A 20,989-nucleotide genomic window follows, 5' to 3' on the forward strand; every position below is an offset into this window, starting at 1 on the left:
GCTTTAAAATAAGTTTACTTATTCATTAACTCGACTGAACTTTGGTACAGGAAAAGCTGATTTGTAACATTACTAAGTTGTTTCAGTTTTGAAACATTTCCATGCTGTAATCTTGCGTATGTTACAATTTAAATGCACAAAAAAAGAGCACCTATAAAGCACTCTTTAGTTCTGTGATGGACATTAGACGCACTCACTTACTTTGATTAATGATGCCTCTTTGTCGCTTACGGATTTGCAGGAAAACAGTTTTTACAGCTTTTTCACTGAATAATGGTTTTTCCCTCGAATGGGAATTTAGAACCGATAGCGGCGCAATTGCATTTGCATGGTCTTTATTTGCTGCACTAGTGCTTCACAATTATCAACGACCTCTTTAGCGTAGTCTGTATTGGCTTGGCCTACCTGCTGGATACTGCTCACCCCTCTGTTTACATCGGCAGCAACTGAAGTTTGTCCTTCTGCCAAATTAGCGGCATCCTCGTTCAGCGCAGTGATTCTAGCGACAGCCTCTAGCGCTTGGTTTAACGACTCACCTGCGTGCTTAGTGGTTTCCACGGTCTTAAACGCGGTTTCTTTGTTTAGTTGCATTTTTTCAGAAGCAATACGGCTTCCTTGCTGTAACCTTTCTATCATAATGCGGATCTCTTCCGTTGAAGCCTGCGTACGACTAGCTAGTGAACGCACTTCATCTGCAACCACAGCGAAGCCCCGCCCCTGTTCGCCTGCTCTGGCCGCTTCAATTGCCGCGTTGAGTGCAAGCAGATTGGTTTGCTCTGCAATGTTTCTAATGACTTCCATAACGCCACTGATTTCCTCGCTGGCCTGTGCTAGTTCATTGATTACTTGCACTGATGCGTCGACGTCATTCGCTTGCGATTGGATATCTTTGATAGTTTCAGATAAAACGGTCACGCTGTTTCTTGTATCCGAATCAGCAGCACTAGCTGCGTCACTCGAGCTTCTTATAGTAGTAGAAACACTTTGTGCGTTTTGCTGCATCAACGTGATCGCGTTGTCGATGGATTCGGTTTCTTGACTAAGCTTCGAAACGGTTTCCTTAGAACTCATTGCAGTAGTATTTAGCGCTTCTGATTTTGCCAACATATTATCTGTGGCTTCATCCACGCTTTGAAGTGTTTGTTGTAGTTGAGTAAGTAAACCATTGAAGGCTTTAGCCATGGTACCAAACTCGTCACTGCGGCTTGCCTCAAAGCGAAAGGTAAGATCTCCTTCACCGGTTGAAAGGTTATTAACCACACCAATAAACTCATCGAGTGGTTTTCCAACGATATATTTCACCAATAACCAAACAGTGAGTAAAATCCCCGCGCTGGCCAGCACAATTTTAAGCACTACAGTTATCACCGAACTGCTAACCATCGCTGCTTTCTCGGAAGCTGACGCAGCTAATATGATGTCATAGCCCCATTTAGAAAAAGGCACCACTTCTACAATCCAATTTTCATTTTGATTCAAGGCTTGGGTTACGTTTGCATCGGTAACATGCGATGAATGCATGCGAATGTTACCCTTTGCATCTCGTAGCGCTACGAATCCATCCTCTAAAACATGACTTTGCTTTATCGCTTGCTCTAAAACATGAAGGTCTGCAGAATATCCCACATACCATATACCTACCACTTGTCCGCTGGCGTCAAACATAGGTTCATAACCTGTCAGGTAGGGGCTACCTAGAATATCCACTGCACCATAGTAAGCTTGCTGTTTATTTATTTTCTGAATCGCTTTGCCCGACGGTGCTAACTTAGTGCCTATTGCTCGTTCACCATTTTTAATGACGTTTGTACTCACTCGGATATAGTCATCACCGGTTTTACTGAAAAGCGTTGCTGTACCTCCCATTACGCTGGTCAACCCATCAACTAACTCAAAATCGTTTGCTTGCGGAACATTCCCTAGCCTTAGCTCTAGTGCCTGTGTTGCTTTTACATTGATGTAGTCACCTTGATTGGGAGCACCTAAGGCTTCTCCTCGCTGCTTCAGTAGCGCCATACTGCTTTTCACTCGCTCAAGCATAATGGCGTCGGTCACAGTTAGAATGTTGACTAAGCGGTCGGCAGTGTTTTTCTTCTGCTCTTTAACAAGCTCAGAAATAGACGACGAGGTGGTGACCACAGTGATAATTGCTACAATCAGTGCGAACAAGGCAATGACTGCAGAAACCGAGAACAGAAATTTTCTTTGAATGGACATGCAACATCTCAGGTTAACAGTTAGGTAATAACTCACTCCTTTGACTTTTAATCCATACCATACACGCTTGCCTTTTCGTTTTAGCGGGCTCACGAGTTATTTTATAAATCTAGGCAATTTTTGTGTCAGTGCAAATTGCCCAAATGATTAATTTTTCAAAATTTCCGCAAAAACAAAAATAATGACTTTATTTGTGCGTTACGACACCTTTCTTGAAACCTTGTCACAATCTCAAAATGTCACTTCATATGCACTTTACCGCCCACTATTTTAAGCGCGGGAGTTCCCCGAATCATTGTATTTCTGGCAAACTGAACATTACATGATGGGCAGACTCCCTCTTTATTAGTGTAGTCTTCAACAATCCGCTCTTTAAAGCATTTCACCAAAGCTCCCTTGCCACCTTTTCGGTATTTAAGTAGTGGGAATCTACATTTGGCGCAAAAGATCTGAACGGTTTTCACCGGCCCTTTTGCATTGGGTTTTGCCATAACGTTTTTTCTCTCCTTATATTGTAAATTTCACCTTTTGTTGAAGTGCGACAAATCACAAATCTTGGTTATACTTCAAAGAGGGTGATGTGCCCTTTCACAATAATGTCTCTGCAGTTTATTAACGTAGCAATTTAGCTGAAAGAGAAAGGACTAAAGGTAATACCAATGAAGATAATTGCAGCCCTGTTTTTAATTTTATCGGCACCACTTTATGCGGGCACTGCTGTAATTGTAAATGCTAACAACAATTCAGGTATAGATATCGACACAGTGAAAAAGATTTACCTGGGAAAAGTGAAAGCATTTCCAGATGGCAACCGCGCCATTCCACTCACGTTCGAGCAAGGCAATGCAGCGAGAGATGCTTTTAATAACAGTGTGTTAGGAAAATCGGAATCACAATATTCTGCATTTTGGTCGAAACTAGTTTTTACTGGTCGCGGTACACCACCTGAGATGATTGCATCGGAAGATGAAATGTTGAAATTAGTTGCGACAAATCCAAATACAATTGGATTTATCGATGAGAGCAAAGTTGACGACCAAGTAAAGGTTGTTGGCACGTTTTAAACTGCCCCCTATAAAAAGCTTATTTTAGTCACAGTGCGACACACATTTCTGCGTGTCGCACTGTGTATCTCCAAGTTAGTCTGGGTAACTGGCTAGATAATTAATATTGGCAAATGCCATTATCACGTCTTTCGCAAAGTCTACTCTAGGATGTCGCAGCGCACCTTTCTTCCATACCAAGTAAATCTCGTTTTCAGGCCCACTCCTTCCAAGCGGAATAAGCTCACCTTTAGCGATGGCTTCTTTACAAAGGTAATCAGGTAACACGGAATAGCCTATCCCTGCTTTAATAATGCTGCTTATCGCACGAATATCTGGACATATTGCGGCTACAGGTGACTCGCATGGTGCATTAAACACTTCTGAAAAATATCGGCGAATAAGCGGTAGTTGCTCGTCATAGCTTACTACCTTGTGTTGATTCAATAATGACGCCGTAATCTCTTTATCGCCAATTAATTTACCTTGAACCCGGTTCATCACTAAAATTAAACGCTCTTTGTCCAACATCTGATATTCATACGTGGCGTCTGTGGGCTCAGATGCGGTGATGGCAAGTTCAGCGACGTCGTCTTCTAACAGTTGATAAGTGTTATTTTTATTACCTGTATGGATTACTAAATTTACTTTATCTGCTTGAAGTAAATTGGCCAACGCAGGGCCCGCAACAAAGCTTAAATACTCTGCTGGGCCGGCTAAGTGCAAGGTACCGTGGTCGGTAGATGCGCGACTTCGAATAGATGCTACTTTTTGTTCTAGTGTATCTATGTGACTGGCTACTTGTAGCGCTAAATCATCGGCAATTGCGGTAGGTTCAACGCCCCGAGCTTTGCGTACAAACAACTCTTTACCGACAATATGCTCCATTGCCTGAATATGTGAAGTCACTGCAGGCTGCGACATATGAAGCCGCGATGCTGCACGTGTGATGTTGCCGCTTCGATAAACTTCTACAAAGGTTTTTAACTGTGTTAGGTAAGACATGATTTTCCACCCATCAGATTTTTGATGACTCATCATAATTTATCTGACTTCTGCTTTTAAACCAATAACTCTAAGATGCACGCACTTTCAAATGCGACAGGAATTGCACATGAAAACATCATCATCAATTCTATCACTTGCCATCATCGCAGGGTTATCACAGTCAGCGTACGCTGCAGACGCTGAGTCAGCAAAAGCCAGTAAAGGCGAAGTGCTTGTTCTACTTTCAAGTGAAAATGTAATGCAGCTTGCTGAAGGAAAAACCGAACCTACCGGTTACTACCTCAACGAGTTTGGCGTGCCAGCTAAGGCTTTGGTAGATGCGGGTTACAAGCTGGTATTGGCAACACCTAAAGGTAATGCGCCAGCGGTAGATAAAAAGTCTGTTATTCCACAGTACTTTGATGGCGGCGAATCACAAATGCGAGATATTCAAACATTTGTTGCATCAATAGATGGAATTAATGACACATTGTCGTTAAATGAAGTTATTGCAAAAGGGCTTGATGAGTTTGAGGGTGTATTTATCCCCGGTGGGCATGCTCCGCTTATCGATTTAGCAAACAACCCTCAAGTGGGCGAGATTTTGTCTCACTTTCACAATGAAGGAAAACCCACTGCCGCAATTTGCCATGGCCCAATCGCCTTACTTTCTGGGCAATCTAACCCAAAGGCATTTGAGCTGGCATTGAAAACAGACGAGCAAGCCACATCTGACAATTGGATTTATGAAGGCTACAAAGTGACAATCTTCTCTACACCAGAAGAAGAGTATTTTGAAAGCACTTTAGATGATGCAAAGCTATTATACTACCCAGCAGATGCCATGGCGCAAGCGGGTGGAAATATGGAATACAAAGAAATGTGGGCGCCAAATGTAGTAGTAGACCGTGAACTTATTACTGGCCAAAACCCATTCTCTGACGAACTGCTAGCTGAGAAGCTATTACAACAGCTAAATTCACAAACTAATTAAGGACAGGCAACACGATGCTTAATTTTACATTTAAAAATCAAACCGAAATTTTGTTCGGCAAAGGTCAACTAAGTGAAGTGTCTTCACGTTTGCCGGAACAAGCAAAAGTCCTCTTCCTGTATGGTGGCGGCTCAATTAAGAAAAATGGTATTTACGATAAAGTAAATGCCGCGCTGGAAGGCGCTGACGTTATTGAATTTCAAGGCGTCGAACCAAACCCAGAATTCGAAACATTGATGAAAGCGGTGAATGTGGCCCGTGAAAATGACGTTAACTTCATTCTTGCTGTAGGCGGCGGAAGTGTTATCGACGGCGCAAAATTTGTGGCAGCGGCAGTAAACTTTGAAGGAGACCCATGGGATATATTAATCAAGGGTGCATCTTTCGAAAATCCACTACCTATTGGCGCAGTGCTTACACTGCCTGCAACAGGCTCTGAGAGTAACGGCAACTCGGTAGTAAACAGAAAGGAAACTTCACAGAAGCGCGCGTTTTCATCGGAAACGGTACAGCCAGTATTTGCTGTGCTTGACCCGGAATTCACATATTCACTACCGCCTCGCCAAGTCTCTAACGGTGTAGTTGATGCATTTGTTCACGTAATCGAGCAGTACCTAACTTACCCAGTGAATGCGCCGCTTCAAGACCGTTTTGCAGAAGGTATTTTACAAACCTTAATCCAAGAAGGTCCAAAGGCCCTAGCAACACCTGAAGACTACGACGTACGTGCAAATGTGATGTGGTCAGCAACTATGGCACTTAATGGTCTTATTGGAAAAGGCGTACCACAAGACTGGGGTACTCACATGATTGGCCACGAACTAACGGCCTTACACGGTTTAGATCACGCCGCAACGTTAGCTATTGTGTTGCCTTCGCTTATGTTCGTGCAGCGCGACAAGAAGCAGGAAAAAATACTGCAGCTAGGCGAGCGCGTGTTTGGTATTCAAGAAGATGACAAAGAAAAAGCCATCGACTTGACCATTAAGGCTGTACAAGACTTTTTCGAAACCATGCAGGTAAAAACCCGCCTATCAGACTACGACCTTGAAAAGTCTGCAATTGATGGGCTTATCGACAACTTAGAGCGCAACGGATTAACAGCGCTTGGTGAGCACGGCGATATCGACCTGGCAAAAGCCCGCGAAATTTTAACCCTCGCAGCATAAGCCTGGTTGCATATGACGCAACGCGCATATGCTTTTTCAACATTTAAGTACCCAGCATAGTCTGGGTACTTTTTATTCTTATCCTAATTAGAGAGAAATATGACTGCACTATTTGAACAGTTTTCGTTAAAAGACGTCACGCTTCGCAATCGTATTGCTGTACCTCCTATGTGCCAATATTCGGCAGAAGACGGCTTTACCAACCAGTGGCATGAAGCAAACTATCAGTCGTTCGCCCGTGGTGGCGCAGGGCTTGTAATCGTTGAAGCTACAGCGGTTTCTCCGGAAGGTCGTATTACGCCAAATTGCTTAGGCATTTGGAAAGACGATCACGTTAGTGGCCTTAAAAACATCGCAGAGCGCATCAAAAGCCAAGGCGCGGTTGCAGGTATTCAAATTGCTCATGCAGGACGAAAAGCTAGCGCTAACCGTCCTTGGGAAGGCGACGATCACATACAGCCAAGTAAAGAAAATGGTTGGCAGCCTATTGCTCCTTCTGCAGAAGCGTTTGGCGCGCACCTGCCGGTAACACCTACCGAAATGACTAAAGCCGACATTGAACGCGTTAAGGCCGACTTTGTTAAAGGCGCCGAGCGTGCACTTGAAGCTGGGTATGAGTGGCTAGAACTTCACTTTGCTCACGGTTATTTAGCTCAAAGCTTTTTCTCGAAACACGCGAACAAGCGTACAGATGAATACGGCGGTGACGCACAAGGTCGCGGACGCTTCTTGCTTGAAACACTAAGCGCAGTGCGTGAAGTTTGGCCAGAAAACCTACCGCTAACAGTGCGTTTTGGCGTTATCGAATACGATGGTGAAGACGAGCAAACACTAAGCGAATCTATCGAACTCATTAAACAGTTTAAAGAAATTGGTGCTGATTTTGTAAGTGTTAGCGTGGGCTTCAATACGCCCGAAGCGAACATCCCATGGGGCCCAGCGTTCCTAGCGCCTATCGCTAAACGCGTGCGAGACGAAGCTGATATCCCTGTTGCAACGGCTTGGGGTGTAGACACACCAGAGCTAGCTAACGAGACTATCGAAAACCAACAGCTTGACGTTGTGATGGTAGGCAGAATGCACCTTACTAATCCGCATTGGACGTACTATGCGGCAAAACAGTTAGGCGTTGAGAAACCATCATGGGTAATGCCTGCGCCTTACGCACATTGGTTGGAGCGTTACGCGCCATCAGATGAAAGGTAGCAAGTAGAAATAAAGGCAGCAGAGGCTTTAAGCTATGCTGCCTTTTTTGTTTGCGCTTAATTTGCTCTTATTTTGCTCTTATGTAATGTTTCTTTGCGTAGGCGATGCTTTAAAAGCTTTTGAGGTTTCAAACGGATCTTTTTCCTGGCGGTGATTTGACGTAGCTTCAGCCCACCAGAGCATTTGGCTAAGCGCCCTTCCAAAATAAGCTTTCCAGCTTTCTTCTTTTTCACTGCTTGCACAACCTTCCTCATCAAACGCATCTTGTGCATGCGGCACGTGGATCATTGCAGAAACAGGCAGACACCCAAGCTCAGACAGAAAGGTTCGCATCCCAACGGCCGCGCGCATTCCACCCCACTGCCCTGCTGAATAAGTGGCAATAACGCTGGGCTTGAATGAATATAAAGAACTACCAAAATGATTAAGTAAATCCGCCAACGCGGGGCTCATCGAATGGTTGTACTCAGGGCTTAGCATTACATAGCCATCAGCCGCCTCTATTTTCTCGGCAAGAGTAGATAGCGCCTCGGGAGCTTTTCCTTGCGCGTACGCAAAATGAGGTTTGAACACTTCACCGGTTGAATAATCTAAAGGGTCAATCAGTTCAAACTCGTGTTCAGCCATATTGTCTTTGCTCCAATTCAATATGGCTTTGGCGACTCGAAGTCCAAGTCTTGCTGGTTTTGGGGGCGTGCTGTCACGTACGGTGCCGAGAAAAACTAAGAATTTCACCTCGCTTGCTCCTTTGTTAGTGCATTGTGTAGCCCAGCCTAGTGTTTCTTAAAGGAGGGCACAACCATTACGCAATCAAAAAACAAAGCATAAGCTTAACAGGCTAAAACCCGTGATAAGTCACAAACTCTTCGTTGTCAGCGCGAGTTGAGCGAACGTCGTTTGCGGGAAAATCTGGGTCTGGGTAACCTAGCGCGATACAAATCATAATGGCTTCGTCATCAGGGATATTAGCGTACTTATGTACTACTTCAGACTGCATAATACCTTGTCCATTGATAACGCAACCAAGCCCTAAGTCCCATGCCGCCAGTACTATACCATACGCTAAAGATCCTAAGCCAAACTGCGTTATACCTGCAGGCTCCAGAGATTTATCATACGTCAGCACCAAAGATACCGGCGCATCAAATTGTCTAAAACCTCGCATCATCCAATCCATGCGCTTCTCTTTATCCTCTCGGGATATACCCATTACATCGAACAATTGTATCGCCACATCAATTTGGCGCTGACGATGAACACCCTCGTAATCTTCTTTGTAAGGGAAGTCTCGAACGTGGGGCTTACCTTCCAGTGTGTTTTTGGTATTACCCTCGCGAATTTTATCTAACACGTCACCTGTTACTGCGTGTATTTTCCATGTTTGCGTATTGTATGACGACGGCGCCCACTTCGCTGCGTTAATAATGGCGTCTACTGTTTCCTTAGTTACCGGCTGCTTAGTAAACCCTCGAACACTTTTTCTTGATGCTGCAAACTCCGCAAAATTCATACACTTCCTTAAACGCGGTTATTAGAACTGTTAATTTAGAGTAAACACGAGAAGATATGTCTTCAATAGGCAGGCATGCTTATTAAGATTGATTGTTTTTATAGATATATATAGAAGTTTGTAAACCCTTTTATAAAGCACCCCGTAGCAAATGCATATCATGAGTCAATCACACATGATGTTAATGGACGTTTGGCTTTAAAAAAAGCATATGAAAGGAGTTTTATAATGGCTAAGAAACCGCAATTAACTACGTCGGCAGGCGCCCCTGTAGTAAGTAACGAAACCACTAAAACGGCCGGAGAGCGTGGCCCCGCCCTTTTACAAGATTATCAGCTCATTGAAAAGTTAGCCCACCAGAACCGTGAACGCATTCCAGAGCGCGTAGTTCACGCCAAAGGTTGGGGTGCACAAGGCACGTTTACAGTCACTCACGACATCACCGATTACACATGCGCTGATTTATTTTCAGAAGTCGGTAAACAAACTGAAGTCCTAAGTCGCTGGTCTACAGTAGCAGGTGAATCTGGTGCCGCCGATACTGAGCGTGATGTCCGAGGCTTCAGCTTGAAGTTTTACACCCAGCAGGGCAACTGGGATATGGTGGGTAACAATACGCCTATATTCTTCATTCGCGACGGATACAAATTCCCAGATTTCATTCGCACGCAGAAACGTCATCCAAAAACTAACCTGCGTTCTCCAGAAGCCATGTTTGATTTTTGGGCTGGCCAACCAGAAAGTGTACACCAAGTCACTATTTTAATGTCAGACCGTGGTATTCCTGTATCGCCAATGCACATGAATGGTTATGGCAGCCACACCTTTAGCATGTGGAATAAAGACGGCAAACGTCACTGGGTGAAATTCCACTTCAAAACCCAACAGGGCATCAAAAACTACACTAATGAAACATCTGAAAAAATCATTGGTAGCACGCGCGAAAAATACCAAGAAGAGTTGTACAACGCTATAGACGAAGGTAACTTCCCAAAATGGACCATGTATATTCAGGCTATGCCTGAAGAAGAAGCTGGCCAGCAAAGCTATAACCCATTTGACCTAACTAAAGTTTGGCCACACGATGATTACCCACTTATTGAAGTAGGCGAACTGGAGATGAACAGAAACCCAGAAAACTACTTCCAGTTGGTTGAAAACGCAGCTTTTAGCCCGTCGAATGTCGTGCCTGGTATTGGTTTCAGCCCAGACAAAATGCTTCAAGCCCGTATTTTTTCATATGCTGATGCACACAGGTACCGCTTGGGCACGCACTACGAGGCTCTACCGGCTAATGCGCCAAAAAACAGTAAAGTGAATCACTATCACAAAGACGGCGCCATGCGCTTCTTTACCAACGACTTTGGCAATCCAGACGCTTACTATGAGCCCAATCAATATGAAGGGCCAGTGGCAGATTTTTCAGTGAAAGAGCCGCCGCTTCGTATTGATGGCGATGCCGACAGATATCATCAAGATGATGTTGATGTCGATTACGTGCAGCCGCGCAAGCTGTACGAAATGTTCTCTGACGATCAAAAAGAACGGTTATACAAAAACTACGCTGCTGCGATGGGCCCATGCTCTGATAGCGTAAAAGAACGCTGGTACGCCGTGTTAGAAAAGGTTCATCCAGACTACGCCGCAGGTGTTCGCAATGCGGTTGAAAGCCTAGATACTGACGTAAACACTGTACCCATTACAGAGAACACCCCTATCGAAGATAGTTAAACGAGCTTGTTATTGTTTAACACTCTTACCTGGTTGGTATCTATTGCAGGTACCAACTGGGTAATTTAGTTATTAAAGATGACGAATTTTTAACTTATCTCCCCTCTTGCTTACATATGCAGCATTCGACTTTTCTTAACAAATCAACGGCATTCAACTTTAGAACAAAAGTTTATTCACAGATTTGCGAGAATAAAAATTGTGGCTTACGTTTAGGGTATCTAATCGTTCACTGCACTGTGTATGTCGTTATTCAAAAAGTCTAAAACTGAACAAAATACCCCGCGTTTGGCGCCGTGGAAAATTGCCATTATTGATGATGAAGAAGGCGTTCATGAGGTTACCAAACTCACACTACGCAAATTCCATTTTGAGAAGCGTGGCGTAGAGTTTCTATCTGCTCATAGTGGCGAAGAAGGTTTAGCGCTATTCAAAGCTAACCCTGATATTGCGCTTGCGTTTGTTGACGTAGTGATGGAAACCGACGACGCTGGATTGAAACTGGTAGATGCTATTCGCAACGAACTACAAAACCACGTTACTCGACTAATACTGCGAACAGGCCAGCCCGGGCAAGCGCCTGAAGAGGATGTTATTAGACGGTATGACATCAATGACTATAAAGCCAAGACGGAGCTTTCTTCATTAAAGTTAAAGTCATGCGTTTATACCGCTATTCGCTCTTATCGTGATATACAAACCATAGAGCAAGGTAAGCGTGGTATGGAAGATGTATTAAAATCATCTTCCTCTGTACTGGCAAGCCAGTCGCTAGCTCAATTCGGTACTGCGGTACTCAAACAAACGCTTACCCTCCTCAATTTAAACAACTCTGTGTTATACCTGTCTACCCAGCATACCGATCTGTATGGCGATACGAGCATGACAGTACTGGGAGCGAGCGGAGACCTTGTTGGTTTATGTGAACCGGGTATCTCAACGCGTATACCAGAAGACATTGAAGAAGAGGTTAAACAGGTACTGGCGAATAAATCGCACTACCAAAGCGATACCGTATTTATCGGCTATTACCCCACAGGTGAAGACAGCCACAATATTTTGTACATAAAGTTAGACCAACCTTTAGATGCAATGCAGAGAAAAACGCTGGAAATGTTTGCATCCAATGTAGCGGTTATTTTCCAGAATCTCACGCAAAAAGAAGATATACAAAAAACACAGAAAGAACTCATCATGGTGCTAAGCGACGCTATCGAAATGCGTAGCAAGGAAACCGGTGGCCACGTTAGACGCGTTATATTAATGACAGAGTTTCTTGCTGAAAAGCTGCACATGAGCAGAGAGTTCATAGATACCATTCGCTACTCTGCAGCCCTTCACGATGTGGGCAAAATCAGCATACCAGAATCAATCTTACACAAACCTGGAAAGCTTGACCCTGATGAATGGGAAATCATGAAAACCCATGCGCAAAAAGGCTATGAACTGCTTGCCGACTCTGATCGCATTGTTGCCAAAATGGGGGCAATCATTGCTAAAACCCACCATGAAAGATGGGACGGTAAAGGCTACCCTGACGGACTTGCTGGAGACAACATACCAATTGAAGGGCGTATTATGGCTATTGTTGACGTAGTCGACGCCCTGCTTTCTAAACGGTGTTACAAACCTGCATGGAGCGTTGATGAGGTAAAAGCTTACCTTGAAGAAAACGCAGGAAAACAATTCGACCCGCTAATCACCCATATAATGCTAGAGCACTTCGATAGAATACTTGAGATCCGTGCCACAGAACCGGACGAAGATGAATGAAAGAAAACCTAGAGTTAATTTTACTACGCGTTAGCCAAAGCCCAGACATTGATAAAGGTGAATTAGACGTTGCCTCAAGACTGATTATCAACTCTGTGTGTGAAGGCTTGGAAATTACTCGAGCAGGTATTTGGTTATATGATGAAAACCAAACTCTAGTGCAGTGCACATTGCTTATAGACAAAGGCAATGATCTTGATAACGAGAGTTTAGTGCTAACTCGAAGGGATTTTCCGCATTACTTTGAAGCGCTTGATTCAGGTAGGACAATCGCAGCGCACGACGCGCTCACCGATGTTGCGACATTTGAATTTGCCGAAGTATATCTTACGCCTCTGGGCATAAGCTCTATGCTGGATGTCCCTATTCGCCACCGCGGTAAGATGATAGGAATAATTTGCTGTGAACACCAAGGTAAGGCTCGTGAATGGCTTGATGATGAAATGGTATTTGCGGCTTCGCTTGCCGATCTTTACGGGCGAGCGGTAAGCGCTAACGAACGAGCTGACTATGAGCAACAGCTTATAGAAGCTAACCAAAATCTTGAGCAAAAAGTCATAGATCGCACTGCCGAACTTGAGGCTGCGCAAGAAAAACTTGTTGAATCAGAAAAAATGGCTGCCCTGGGTAACCTTGTCGCCGGTATTGCACACGAAGTTAATACACCGCTAGGCATTGCGCTTACCTCGGTAAGTAACTGCAAAGAAGAACTCAAAGAGATTTATCGAGATTTCGAAAATGGTGAACTAACAGAAGAAGGTTTTAAAGATTTTGAAGCGATTTGCACTGAGGGGTTAACGTTAGCTGAAACAAGCCTGATGCGGGCCGCGAACCTAGTTCAAGACTTTAAGCGAACCTCTGCCGACCAAACCTCGCTTGAAATTGAAGAAATCGCGCTGGATGAATACATACCGCGGGTTTGTAATCCATTAAAACCAATGCTTCGCAAGGAGCAAATAGAGCTTAGTATAGATGTTACACCTGATTTAGTTATCACTACCTGCCCTGGCATAATCGCCCAGTTGCTTACGAATTTGATATCGAACGCGCAACGTCATGCTTTTGGCCCATCAGTAAATAATGGGGTGAATAAAGTTGCCGTAAGCTGTAGCCAAAACGACAACGGCGTTGTGGTAAGCGTTCAAGATAACGGAAAAGGCATTCCTGAAGAATTTCATAAAAAGGTGTTTGAGCCCTTTTATACAACTGCTCGTGATAAGGGCGGCACCGGTTTGGGCCTAAATATATTGTACAATCTTGTTCGCCAAAAATTTAACGGAGAAATTGATTTAATATCGTCGCCTGGTGAAGGAACCAGGGTAACGGTTTGTATACCTGTCGAGAGTTAGTGCATTTACCGCCCTATCGCTCATTTGTTTTGTTTAAATTGACGCAACAAGCGCGACATAGTTTAAATGTCGCGCTTACGACAGACCTAAAGCCTCGCAATAGGCAAGCTGAGCATAAAAACATAATAAGGCTTTTCGTGATGCAACTTTCACAATGGCGTAGCTCAGGCCAATTCCTAAACGTTAATGATCAGCAAATTTTCTACACAACCCAAGGCAGAGGACCTGTGTTGTTGTTAATTCATGGGTATCCTACCGCAAGCTTTGACTGGGTGAAATTATGGCCCGCCCTTACAAAAAATTATCACTGTGTAACACTCGATATGTTGGGGTTTGGTTTTAGCACCAAAGCACCCAAAAAATACATGATAAAAGAACAGGCAACGGTCATAGAAGCCGTAATGGAACATCTTCAAGTTACGCATGCTCACGTGCTGTCTCACGATTACGGTGATACCGTCGCGCAGGAGTTAATGGCCCGACAGTTAGACCGCGACCTTGCGTTTCGTATGCAGTCGCTGCATTTGCTAAATGGCGGCCTTTTTCCTGAAACCCATCAAGCATTACCCATTCAAAAGCTGCTGCTTTCCCCTATTGGCGGGCTGCTTATTCCTTTTTTAAGCAAAAACGCCATTCGAAAAAGCATGCACAACATCTTTGGCCCAAATACGCCTCCTGCAGACCAAGACATTGATGATTTTTGGGCGCTTATAACTGAAAACAATGGCCACAAATACATGCACTTGCTTTTGGACTATATGAAACAGCGCAAGCAATACAGAGAGCGTTGGGTAGGTGCCCTTCAAAATGCTGACGTGCCGGTTCGACTAACCGCAGGCATGGCAGACCCAATTTCTGGTGCGCACATGGTAGAAAGATATAGGGAACTTATACCCAATGCTGACGTAGTTGAACTTGTTGATATAGGGCATTACCCGCAGATTGAGAGTGCTGAATTGGTTTTAGAGTCGATTTTTGGATTTATTAGCAGCCCTTCACTTTGAAAAATAAATGAGCGGATTAATAAAGTATATCCTTATTGGCTGATAATTCGCTATCGCGAATAAATATATTACTTTTCTTAAATTCATTGATACGCCCTTCAATAACAGATGCATCTTCAGTAAGGCGCTCTTTGACTCTGTACAAGTGACCCTTGAAAAGACCTTCTGCAAGGTGGTACTTTTTATTCGGAATTTCCCTGTAGAATGAAAAGTAGCCTGGTACTTTTTCTGTCAACGTATATTGAAATGCACGATAGAAATCAGTACCAGCATTTCTCCTATAAGCCTGATAATTTGAAAATGCTTCTTCTTTAAGACCAGAAGGTGAATAATACAAATTAAACTGCCACTCATTTGGTTTCGAATAGACAGAAAACTGAAGGTCCGCTCCTTGTTTTAAGAGGACTAGCCAAAATGTAATACTCAATGCCCCCTCACGCCATAGCTGCCACTAAAATTACAATTATCTAATGACAGCTTTACGAACATTTCAGCCCCGCAGAGCCACTGCCTCAAAATGACAAGGCGTAGCCCTCAGGGGTTAGACTTTTGTGCCATCAGTGTATTTTAGCTTTAACGATTTCGATGTAATTGGCTGCACTGACTCAACCGTTATTTAATCTCAAAAGCTTGGTTAATGGTGTCTAGCGGCAAAGCATAACTCGGCTTCTTGCCCCCAAAGTCAATTAACATTGAATCTAACATTACACCGGCATCAATAAAATAAACAGTCAATGTGTGTTTACCTGGTTTATCGACAAGCTGCTTTATGGACGCACTGGCTTGGTTTCTTAGTACATTTTGCTTCCATGTATCACTCCGACCTTGCGTACAGAAATCCAATATCTCAGGTTTGTTATCGTCGATAGCAATAGCAACGCGAACGCCACGCCCTTCATACATCGGATGGGTGGGTACAACATAGACGCTAATTTCTGCTAAACCGTGATTAAAGGTAAAGAAATCGTATTCCAGTGCGGGCCCTTTGAGGGACAAAGGTTTTACAGACGCCGAGTCAGCAGTAACGGGAACGGCTTGCATAACACTTCCACTGTAACCCAGACCGTTAATTTTCTGCCAACGACGGTTTGAAACGTTTGTTTGACGCTGAAATGTAGCTGCATTTAACACCACATACCCCAAGTCTTCGACAAAACCATCAAAGGTCTTCAACACCGGAATATCCGGATTAAACACATTTAAACTAATGTCTGTTTGAAAACCCTCATTAGCTAATACAAGTTTACCAGGCACTTTAAATGAAGGAGGGATGAGTTGGTGATCATGCCCTAGCGGCGGCTCTTTCAAGGCTTCGCCAGTAGGCACTTTATCCCACTCGATATCAACCCAAACACGCTCATGAGGATTAGCTTTACTTAATGTCCCCTTGGTCTTAGACAGTGAAATCCAAGGCTGTTGAGGCGAAATAGTCCACTCACTCGCTTTATCGCCATTCAAATAAATATCAATAAAACGTGGCTTGCGACTAAAAGCGTTAAACACAGGTAAGGTGCGTGCATGGCTATTGGTGATATGCGAATTAGCCGGCATATCAAAGCCTTCTAACACAAAACCTACAGACTGCTTCTGCTCGCGATGAGGCTGCGCTGAAGAAGGCATATCAAACACAGGCAAGTAGCGCGGAGACGCCGACATGATATGCTTCCACTTACCATTTGCTACCTCGGTATTGTAGTAACGGGTAATGTCTTGGATGGTTTGATAACTTGATGCCATTTGTTCCGCATACCAGTTAGCATCACCTCGACCTTGGGCTGCGGCAAAGGCATTTTTATAGTGATAAAGCCATTTCAGGCTCATATTCCCAGCAGCAACAATGGGGTAATAAGCCAACTGGTAAAACGCATCTTGGCGGGTTTTATCGATTTGCGGTTGTAAGGTTTCCACTTCCTTGATCAAAGCCTGCCACTGGGTGATAAGTGTGCTCACTTCATCACCGTAATGAGTTTGTGTTAGTTCGCTGGGCTGAGGCAATGACACAGGCTCAACATGGCTCCATGCCATAAACTCAGGACGGCGTTGATATACCAAGTGAAAATACTGCTTGAACATAGCGACCAATTTGGCCGATGCTTGTACCGATAGATCACGAGCAAAATACCCCGCCATTTGCGTGTAAACATCATCCGGAGAGTTAAAGTGGTCTCGCTGCCACGCAATGTCCATAAACAATTCGGTATTGTATTCGTGTGGCTTAATATCTCCGACATTCAACACCCATTGTTCTCTGGCGTTGAGATCCCACGCTTTAGTAATTTCTTGCCACATTAAAATAGGGTTTGTCGAATTTAACCACAGGTAATCATGAGGGCGCCCCCAGTAAGACGTGTGATAATAAATACCCGCCCCACCTGCGCGTTTTTGTTCTTCAGGGCTGCTGAGTTGACGCAGGTAACCATAATTATCATCGGTCCACATTAACGTGATGTCATCGGGTACTTCGAGGCCGTTTTGATAGTACGTTAATACTTCTTTGTAAGGCACAAAAGCTTGCGGAATGGCATCGGCTTCTTCGCCAGTGATGGATGACAACAACTCTCTTTGGTCAGTGATCACCTTATCGAGCAGCGCCACCTGGTCAGCCATAGAACTGTCGCGCATGATCATTGGCGAGTCGTGCTCACCACGCATTGCGACGGTATAAATGCTTTCAAAGTCTTGGGTTTCCTCAATACGCTTGCTAAAAAACTGCTTTACCGCTGCAGCATTAGTGTCGTAGCGATATTGCCCCATAGCCTGTTTATTCCACTCACCATTGATGTTCGACAACATGGGCTCTGCATGGGAGGTGCCAACTACAATGCCGTAATCATCGGCGACTTTTTTGTTCTCGGGTATTTGATAAAACGGCGTGGTGGTTTTGTGCATGGCAGGCCAAATAGTATTTGCGCGCAAACGCAGTAAAAGCTCAAATACGCGGGCATAAGTTTTTGGCCCTATATCGCCGATTTCCGGCTCATAGTTTTTTGCTGCCCAGATCTGTAAGCCCCAATCTTCATCATTGAGGAAGATACCACGGTACTTCACACTCGGTGATGAAGATGCAGATGCTTCTACATCAATAGACAAAGGGAACTGCGTAGCGGGTGTGACATCGGCCCACCATTCCCACGGAGACACGCCAAGCTGACGTGACAATGACAGTAAACCATAGGCAGTACCGCGTCGGTCACTGCCCACAATAACTAACGCCGGTTTATCGCCAAGAGCGGCAATAGGCTTAAGCCAAATTTGATAGCGTTCCCACTGACCTTGAATTGAAGATGGGTCAATGTCGCCTTGCTCGATCAACCGATCGAGCAAGGCGCTCTGGCCTAAAGTTCCCGCAATAATTGCAGTGTGAGGAACCGAATTAAAATGTGACGCGAGTAACAACTTATGGCCGCTTATCGCCGCCACATCACCAACTAGCATACCCGCAGCTTTGTGTACTACTGTTGCATCTGACTCATCAACAAAGAGCGTGGCTACGCCTTTTTCCCCAACCAAAGAAAAAGGCGCGGCCCCACTTTGCACACTCAGGCCAACACTACATAATATTACGATCACCCACTTTTTGGGTTTCCACCACACTGCCACTGCGCTTACTCCTTGCAGAAAATACTATTAACGAGATTGAATATACGATACCGCGCTAATCACACCACGCAATTCAGCCAAGCCTTTCAAGCGACCAAGATAAGAATAGCCGGGTTTAATTCCGTCTTTGCCTTGCTCATCTGCCAATAAATGCCCATGGTCAGGACGCATTGGTATTTTGCATTGGTAGTCTTTTTCACAACGCAATAATGCCTGGATAAGCCCAACCATATCATTGTCACCGTCGAGATGAGCAGACTCGTAAAACGAACCGTCATCTTCACGTTTAACATTGCGCAAATGTACAAAGTAAATACGGTTGCCAAACGTATTCACCATTTGCACCAAGTCGTTGTCACCACGTGCTCCATAAGAACCAGCGCACATAGTTAGCCCATTTGCTTCACTGGGTACGGCATCCAACAAACGCTGCGCGTCATCTTGAGTTGAGACAACACGAGGTAAACCAAATAAAGAGAACGGTGGATCATCAGGGTGAATACACAGTTTCACACCCGCTTCTTCGGCAACGGGAACCACTTCTGCAAGAAACGCAAACAAGTTGTTACGCAAGCCGTCTTCACCAAGGTCGATGAAAGATTGAATGGTGGCTTTGATACTGGCGCGATCATAAGACCCTTCACCACCCGGCAAGCCGGCAATAATATTCTGCTCAAGCAAGGCTTTTTCTTCTTCAGACATAACATCTAAGCGCGCTTTAGCTTTGGCGAGTAAGCTTTCTGGATAATCCTTTTCTGCCCCTTCCCGTTGCATGATGTACACGTCGTACGCCGCAAAGTCTGAGTATTCAAAACGAAGGGCGTAAGTTTTATCGGGCAATTGATAGTTGAGGTTAGTACGTGTCCAATCCACCACTGGCATAAAGTTATAGCAAACCGTGGTCACACCGGCGGCGCCAACATTGCGAAGAGAAGTCTTGTAGTTCTCTATCATACGGGCGTAATCACCAGTGCGGCTTTTAATATCGTTGTGAACAGGAATACTCTCAATCACGTCCCAGTCTAAGCCTGCTTCTTCGATCATGGTTTTACGCGCTTTAACGCGGTCAAGTTCCCAGGCTTCGCCAGTCGTAACATCGTGCAATGACGTGACTATCCCGGTCGCGCCGGCCTGTTTAATTTTTTCTAGGGTAATGGTGTCATCAGGACCAAACCATCTCCACGTTTCAATCATAAATAGTTACTCTTATAAAAGTTATAATGCCTGTTCGATAATTTCCCAGAGCGCGCCTTGGGTGTGATAATCACACTTCGCGCCAGCCAGGCTTTTCTCGTTGCTGTAAGGCTTGTTGTCCGCCGTGAGTACGCGGTACCAACTGCCGTATGTGTGGTCAATAATGGCGTTCCAGCAATACGCCCAAATTTTTTCGTACCATTGCCAATAAGCTTCATTGCCCGTTGCTTTCGCTAACAACGCTGCCGCAGCTAACGACTCGGCTTGTACCCAGAAATATTTGTCACTGTCGCAAATTTCGCCGTCTGGAGCATGGCCGTAAAAAATACCGCCGTTTTCCTCGTCCCAACATAGTGACAAGGCACTATCAAATAGGGCTTGCGCTCTTTCCACCATCCAGCTTTCGGGCTGATGGCGATGTAAAATTAACAATAATTTAGTCCACTCCGTTTGGTGACCGGGTTGGAAGCCCCACGGACGATACAGATTTTTGGGGTCGTCTTTGTTGTACTCCCAGTCAATCGACATATCAGCATGATAGTGTTCCCAAATAAGACCTTGAGTCTGTGCTGCTTTGTCTACCGCAAAGGTTTTTGCCAGTGTATAAGCACGTGTTAAGAACGCCTCGTCTTGGGTTGCATCAAAGGCAATTAATAGAGCTTCACAGCAATGCATATTGGCATTCTGGCCGCGATACGTACCTAGCGTTGACCAATCTGGTGAGGCTTCATCGGCATAGCAACCATCTGACTCTTGCCAAAATCGCTCATTGAGTATGTCCCACGCTTGATACAAAGGCGCCTCAGCCTGTTTAAAGCCTGTTTTCACACAGGTCGCAAGCGCAAGGATCACAAAAGCTAGTCCGTAAGCATGGTTGGTTTGGTCCACTGGTGTATTAGCATCTAAAAACCAGTTGTACGCTTGTCGATCTGCATCCCAATGCCGAGTGAGCAAGTACGCCAAACCGTGTTCAACGCGTTTGAGATCTTCTTCACGTTGAAAATGCTGATAGGCTTTGCAGTAGTTGAAGATCATCCGAGTAGAGCTGACCAGATGCTTTTTATCGAGGTCGAACACGTCACCATTGTCGTAATAGTTTTGGTGAAACCCACCGTTCACTTCATCCAACACGTTCGGCGCGTAAAACGCCAGTATGTCTTGAATATGTGACGTTAATGCTTGTTTGTTTTTACAATCCAACATAACCCAACT

Annotated in this window: 17 protein-coding genes; 8 read left to right on the plus strand and 9 right to left on the minus strand. The window is 44.6% G+C overall.

Annotation, left to right across the window (positions count from 1 at the left end; all coding sequences use genetic code 11):
- Nucleotides 1-297: 297 nt before the first annotated feature.
- Nucleotides 298-2,217 carry a methyl-accepting chemotaxis protein gene (locus ACYX4W_RS15125; protein WP_476073712.1) on the minus strand — a complete coding sequence of 640 codons (1,920 nt, stop codon included), beginning with the start codon at nt 2,215-2,217 and terminating at the stop codon, nt 298-300.
- Nucleotides 2,218-2,456: 239 nt separating this feature from the next.
- Complete coding sequence (locus tag ACYX4W_RS15130; RefSeq protein WP_476073713.1) at nt 2,457-2,708, minus strand: hypothetical protein; 252 nt, start codon at nt 2,706-2,708, stop codon at nt 2,457-2,459.
- Nucleotides 2,709-2,876: 168 nt separating this feature from the next.
- Between ACYX4W_RS15130 and ACYX4W_RS15135 the strand changes: the two genes are divergently transcribed.
- A complete protein-coding gene (locus tag ACYX4W_RS15135; RefSeq protein WP_474806144.1) occupies nt 2,877-3,281 on the plus strand; it encodes a type 2 periplasmic-binding domain-containing protein in 405 nt (134 codons plus the stop codon).
- Between the two features lie 75 nt (nt 3,282-3,356).
- On the opposite strand, the gene ACYX4W_RS15140 is transcribed toward ACYX4W_RS15135, so the two are convergent.
- On the minus strand, nt 3,357-4,265 hold the full coding sequence (locus tag ACYX4W_RS15140; RefSeq protein WP_474806142.1) for a LysR family transcriptional regulator: 909 nt from the start codon (nt 4,263-4,265) through the stop codon (nt 3,357-3,359).
- Between the two features lie 109 nt (nt 4,266-4,374).
- On the opposite strand from ACYX4W_RS15140, the gene ACYX4W_RS15145 reads away from it, so the two are divergent.
- The 3 genes from ACYX4W_RS15145 (at nt 4,375) to ACYX4W_RS15155 (ending at nt 7,616) form a co-directional block, all read left to right on the plus strand.
- Nucleotides 4,375-5,241, plus strand: a complete 867-nt coding sequence (locus ACYX4W_RS15145; protein WP_476073714.1) for a type 1 glutamine amidotransferase domain-containing protein — start codon at nt 4,375-4,377, stop codon at nt 5,239-5,241.
- Nucleotides 5,242-5,255: 14 nt separating this feature from the next.
- A complete protein-coding gene (locus tag ACYX4W_RS15150; protein WP_476073715.1) occupies nt 5,256-6,410 on the plus strand; it encodes an iron-containing alcohol dehydrogenase in 1,155 nt (384 codons plus the stop codon).
- Between the two features lie 99 nt (nt 6,411-6,509).
- Nucleotides 6,510-7,616: an NADH:flavin oxidoreductase/NADH oxidase gene (locus ACYX4W_RS15155; RefSeq protein ID WP_474806138.1), complete on the plus strand. Its 1,107-nt coding sequence runs from the start codon at nt 6,510-6,512 to the stop codon at nt 7,614-7,616.
- Between the two features lie 78 nt (nt 7,617-7,694).
- Here the strand turns inward: ACYX4W_RS15155 and ACYX4W_RS15160 are convergent, their stop codons facing one another.
- Nucleotides 7,695-8,351, minus strand: coding sequence for an NADPH-dependent FMN reductase (locus ACYX4W_RS15160; protein ID WP_476073716.1), 657 nt, complete (start codon nt 8,349-8,351; stop codon nt 7,695-7,697).
- Nucleotides 8,352-8,454: 103 nt separating this feature from the next.
- On the minus strand, nt 8,455-9,126 hold the full coding sequence (locus tag ACYX4W_RS15165) for a nitroreductase (RefSeq protein WP_476073717.1): 672 nt from the start codon (nt 9,124-9,126) through the stop codon (nt 8,455-8,457).
- A 228-nt stretch (nt 9,127-9,354) separates the two neighbouring features.
- Between ACYX4W_RS15165 and ACYX4W_RS15170 the strand changes: the two genes are divergently transcribed.
- The 4 genes from ACYX4W_RS15170 to ACYX4W_RS15185 all read left to right on the plus strand — a co-directional run bounded on the left by ACYX4W_RS15170 (nt 9,355) and on the right by ACYX4W_RS15185 (nt 14,983).
- Nucleotides 9,355-10,857 carry a catalase gene (locus ACYX4W_RS15170; RefSeq protein WP_476073718.1) on the plus strand — a complete coding sequence of 501 codons (1,503 nt, stop codon included), beginning with the start codon at nt 9,355-9,357 and terminating at the stop codon, nt 10,855-10,857.
- Between the two features lie 243 nt (nt 10,858-11,100).
- A complete protein-coding gene (locus ACYX4W_RS15175; RefSeq protein ID WP_476073719.1) occupies nt 11,101-12,630 on the plus strand; it encodes a DUF3369 domain-containing protein in 1,530 nt (509 codons plus the stop codon).
- The gene (locus tag ACYX4W_RS15180; RefSeq protein ID WP_476073720.1) at nt 12,627-13,979 is read left to right on the plus strand and encodes a sensor histidine kinase; all 1,353 of its coding nucleotides are present in this window, start codon (nt 12,627-12,629) and stop codon (nt 13,977-13,979) included. Before ACYX4W_RS15175 ends, ACYX4W_RS15180 begins: the two co-directional genes overlap by 4 nt.
- 140 nt (nt 13,980-14,119) lie before the next feature.
- On the plus strand, nt 14,120-14,983 hold the full coding sequence (locus ACYX4W_RS15185) for an alpha/beta fold hydrolase (protein ID WP_476075484.1): 864 nt from the start codon (nt 14,120-14,122) through the stop codon (nt 14,981-14,983).
- A 16-nt stretch (nt 14,984-14,999) separates the two neighbouring features.
- On the opposite strand, the gene ACYX4W_RS15190 is transcribed toward ACYX4W_RS15185, so the two are convergent.
- From ACYX4W_RS15190 to ACYX4W_RS15205, 4 genes are all read right to left on the minus strand, one after another.
- Complete coding sequence (locus ACYX4W_RS15190; protein WP_476073721.1) at nt 15,000-15,410, minus strand: hypothetical protein; 411 nt, start codon at nt 15,408-15,410, stop codon at nt 15,000-15,002.
- Between the two features lie 185 nt (nt 15,411-15,595).
- Nucleotides 15,596-18,583 (minus strand): glycosyl hydrolase 115 family protein, encoded by a 2,988-nt coding sequence (locus tag ACYX4W_RS15195; RefSeq protein ID WP_476073722.1) that lies wholly within the window; start codon nt 18,581-18,583, stop codon nt 15,596-15,598.
- A 27-nt stretch (nt 18,584-18,610) separates the two neighbouring features.
- Entirely contained in the window at nt 18,611-19,777 is a 1,167-nt protein-coding gene (gene uxuA / locus ACYX4W_RS15200) for a mannonate dehydratase (RefSeq protein WP_476073723.1), read from the minus strand.
- 21 nt (nt 19,778-19,798) lie between these two features.
- Nucleotides 19,799-20,980, minus strand: coding sequence for an AGE family epimerase/isomerase (locus ACYX4W_RS15205; protein WP_476073724.1), 1,182 nt, complete (start codon nt 20,978-20,980; stop codon nt 19,799-19,801).
- Between the last annotated feature and the right edge of the window lie 9 nt (nt 20,981-20,989).

It is taken from the genome of Alteromonas sp. ABH4_454 (assembly GCF_056311775.1).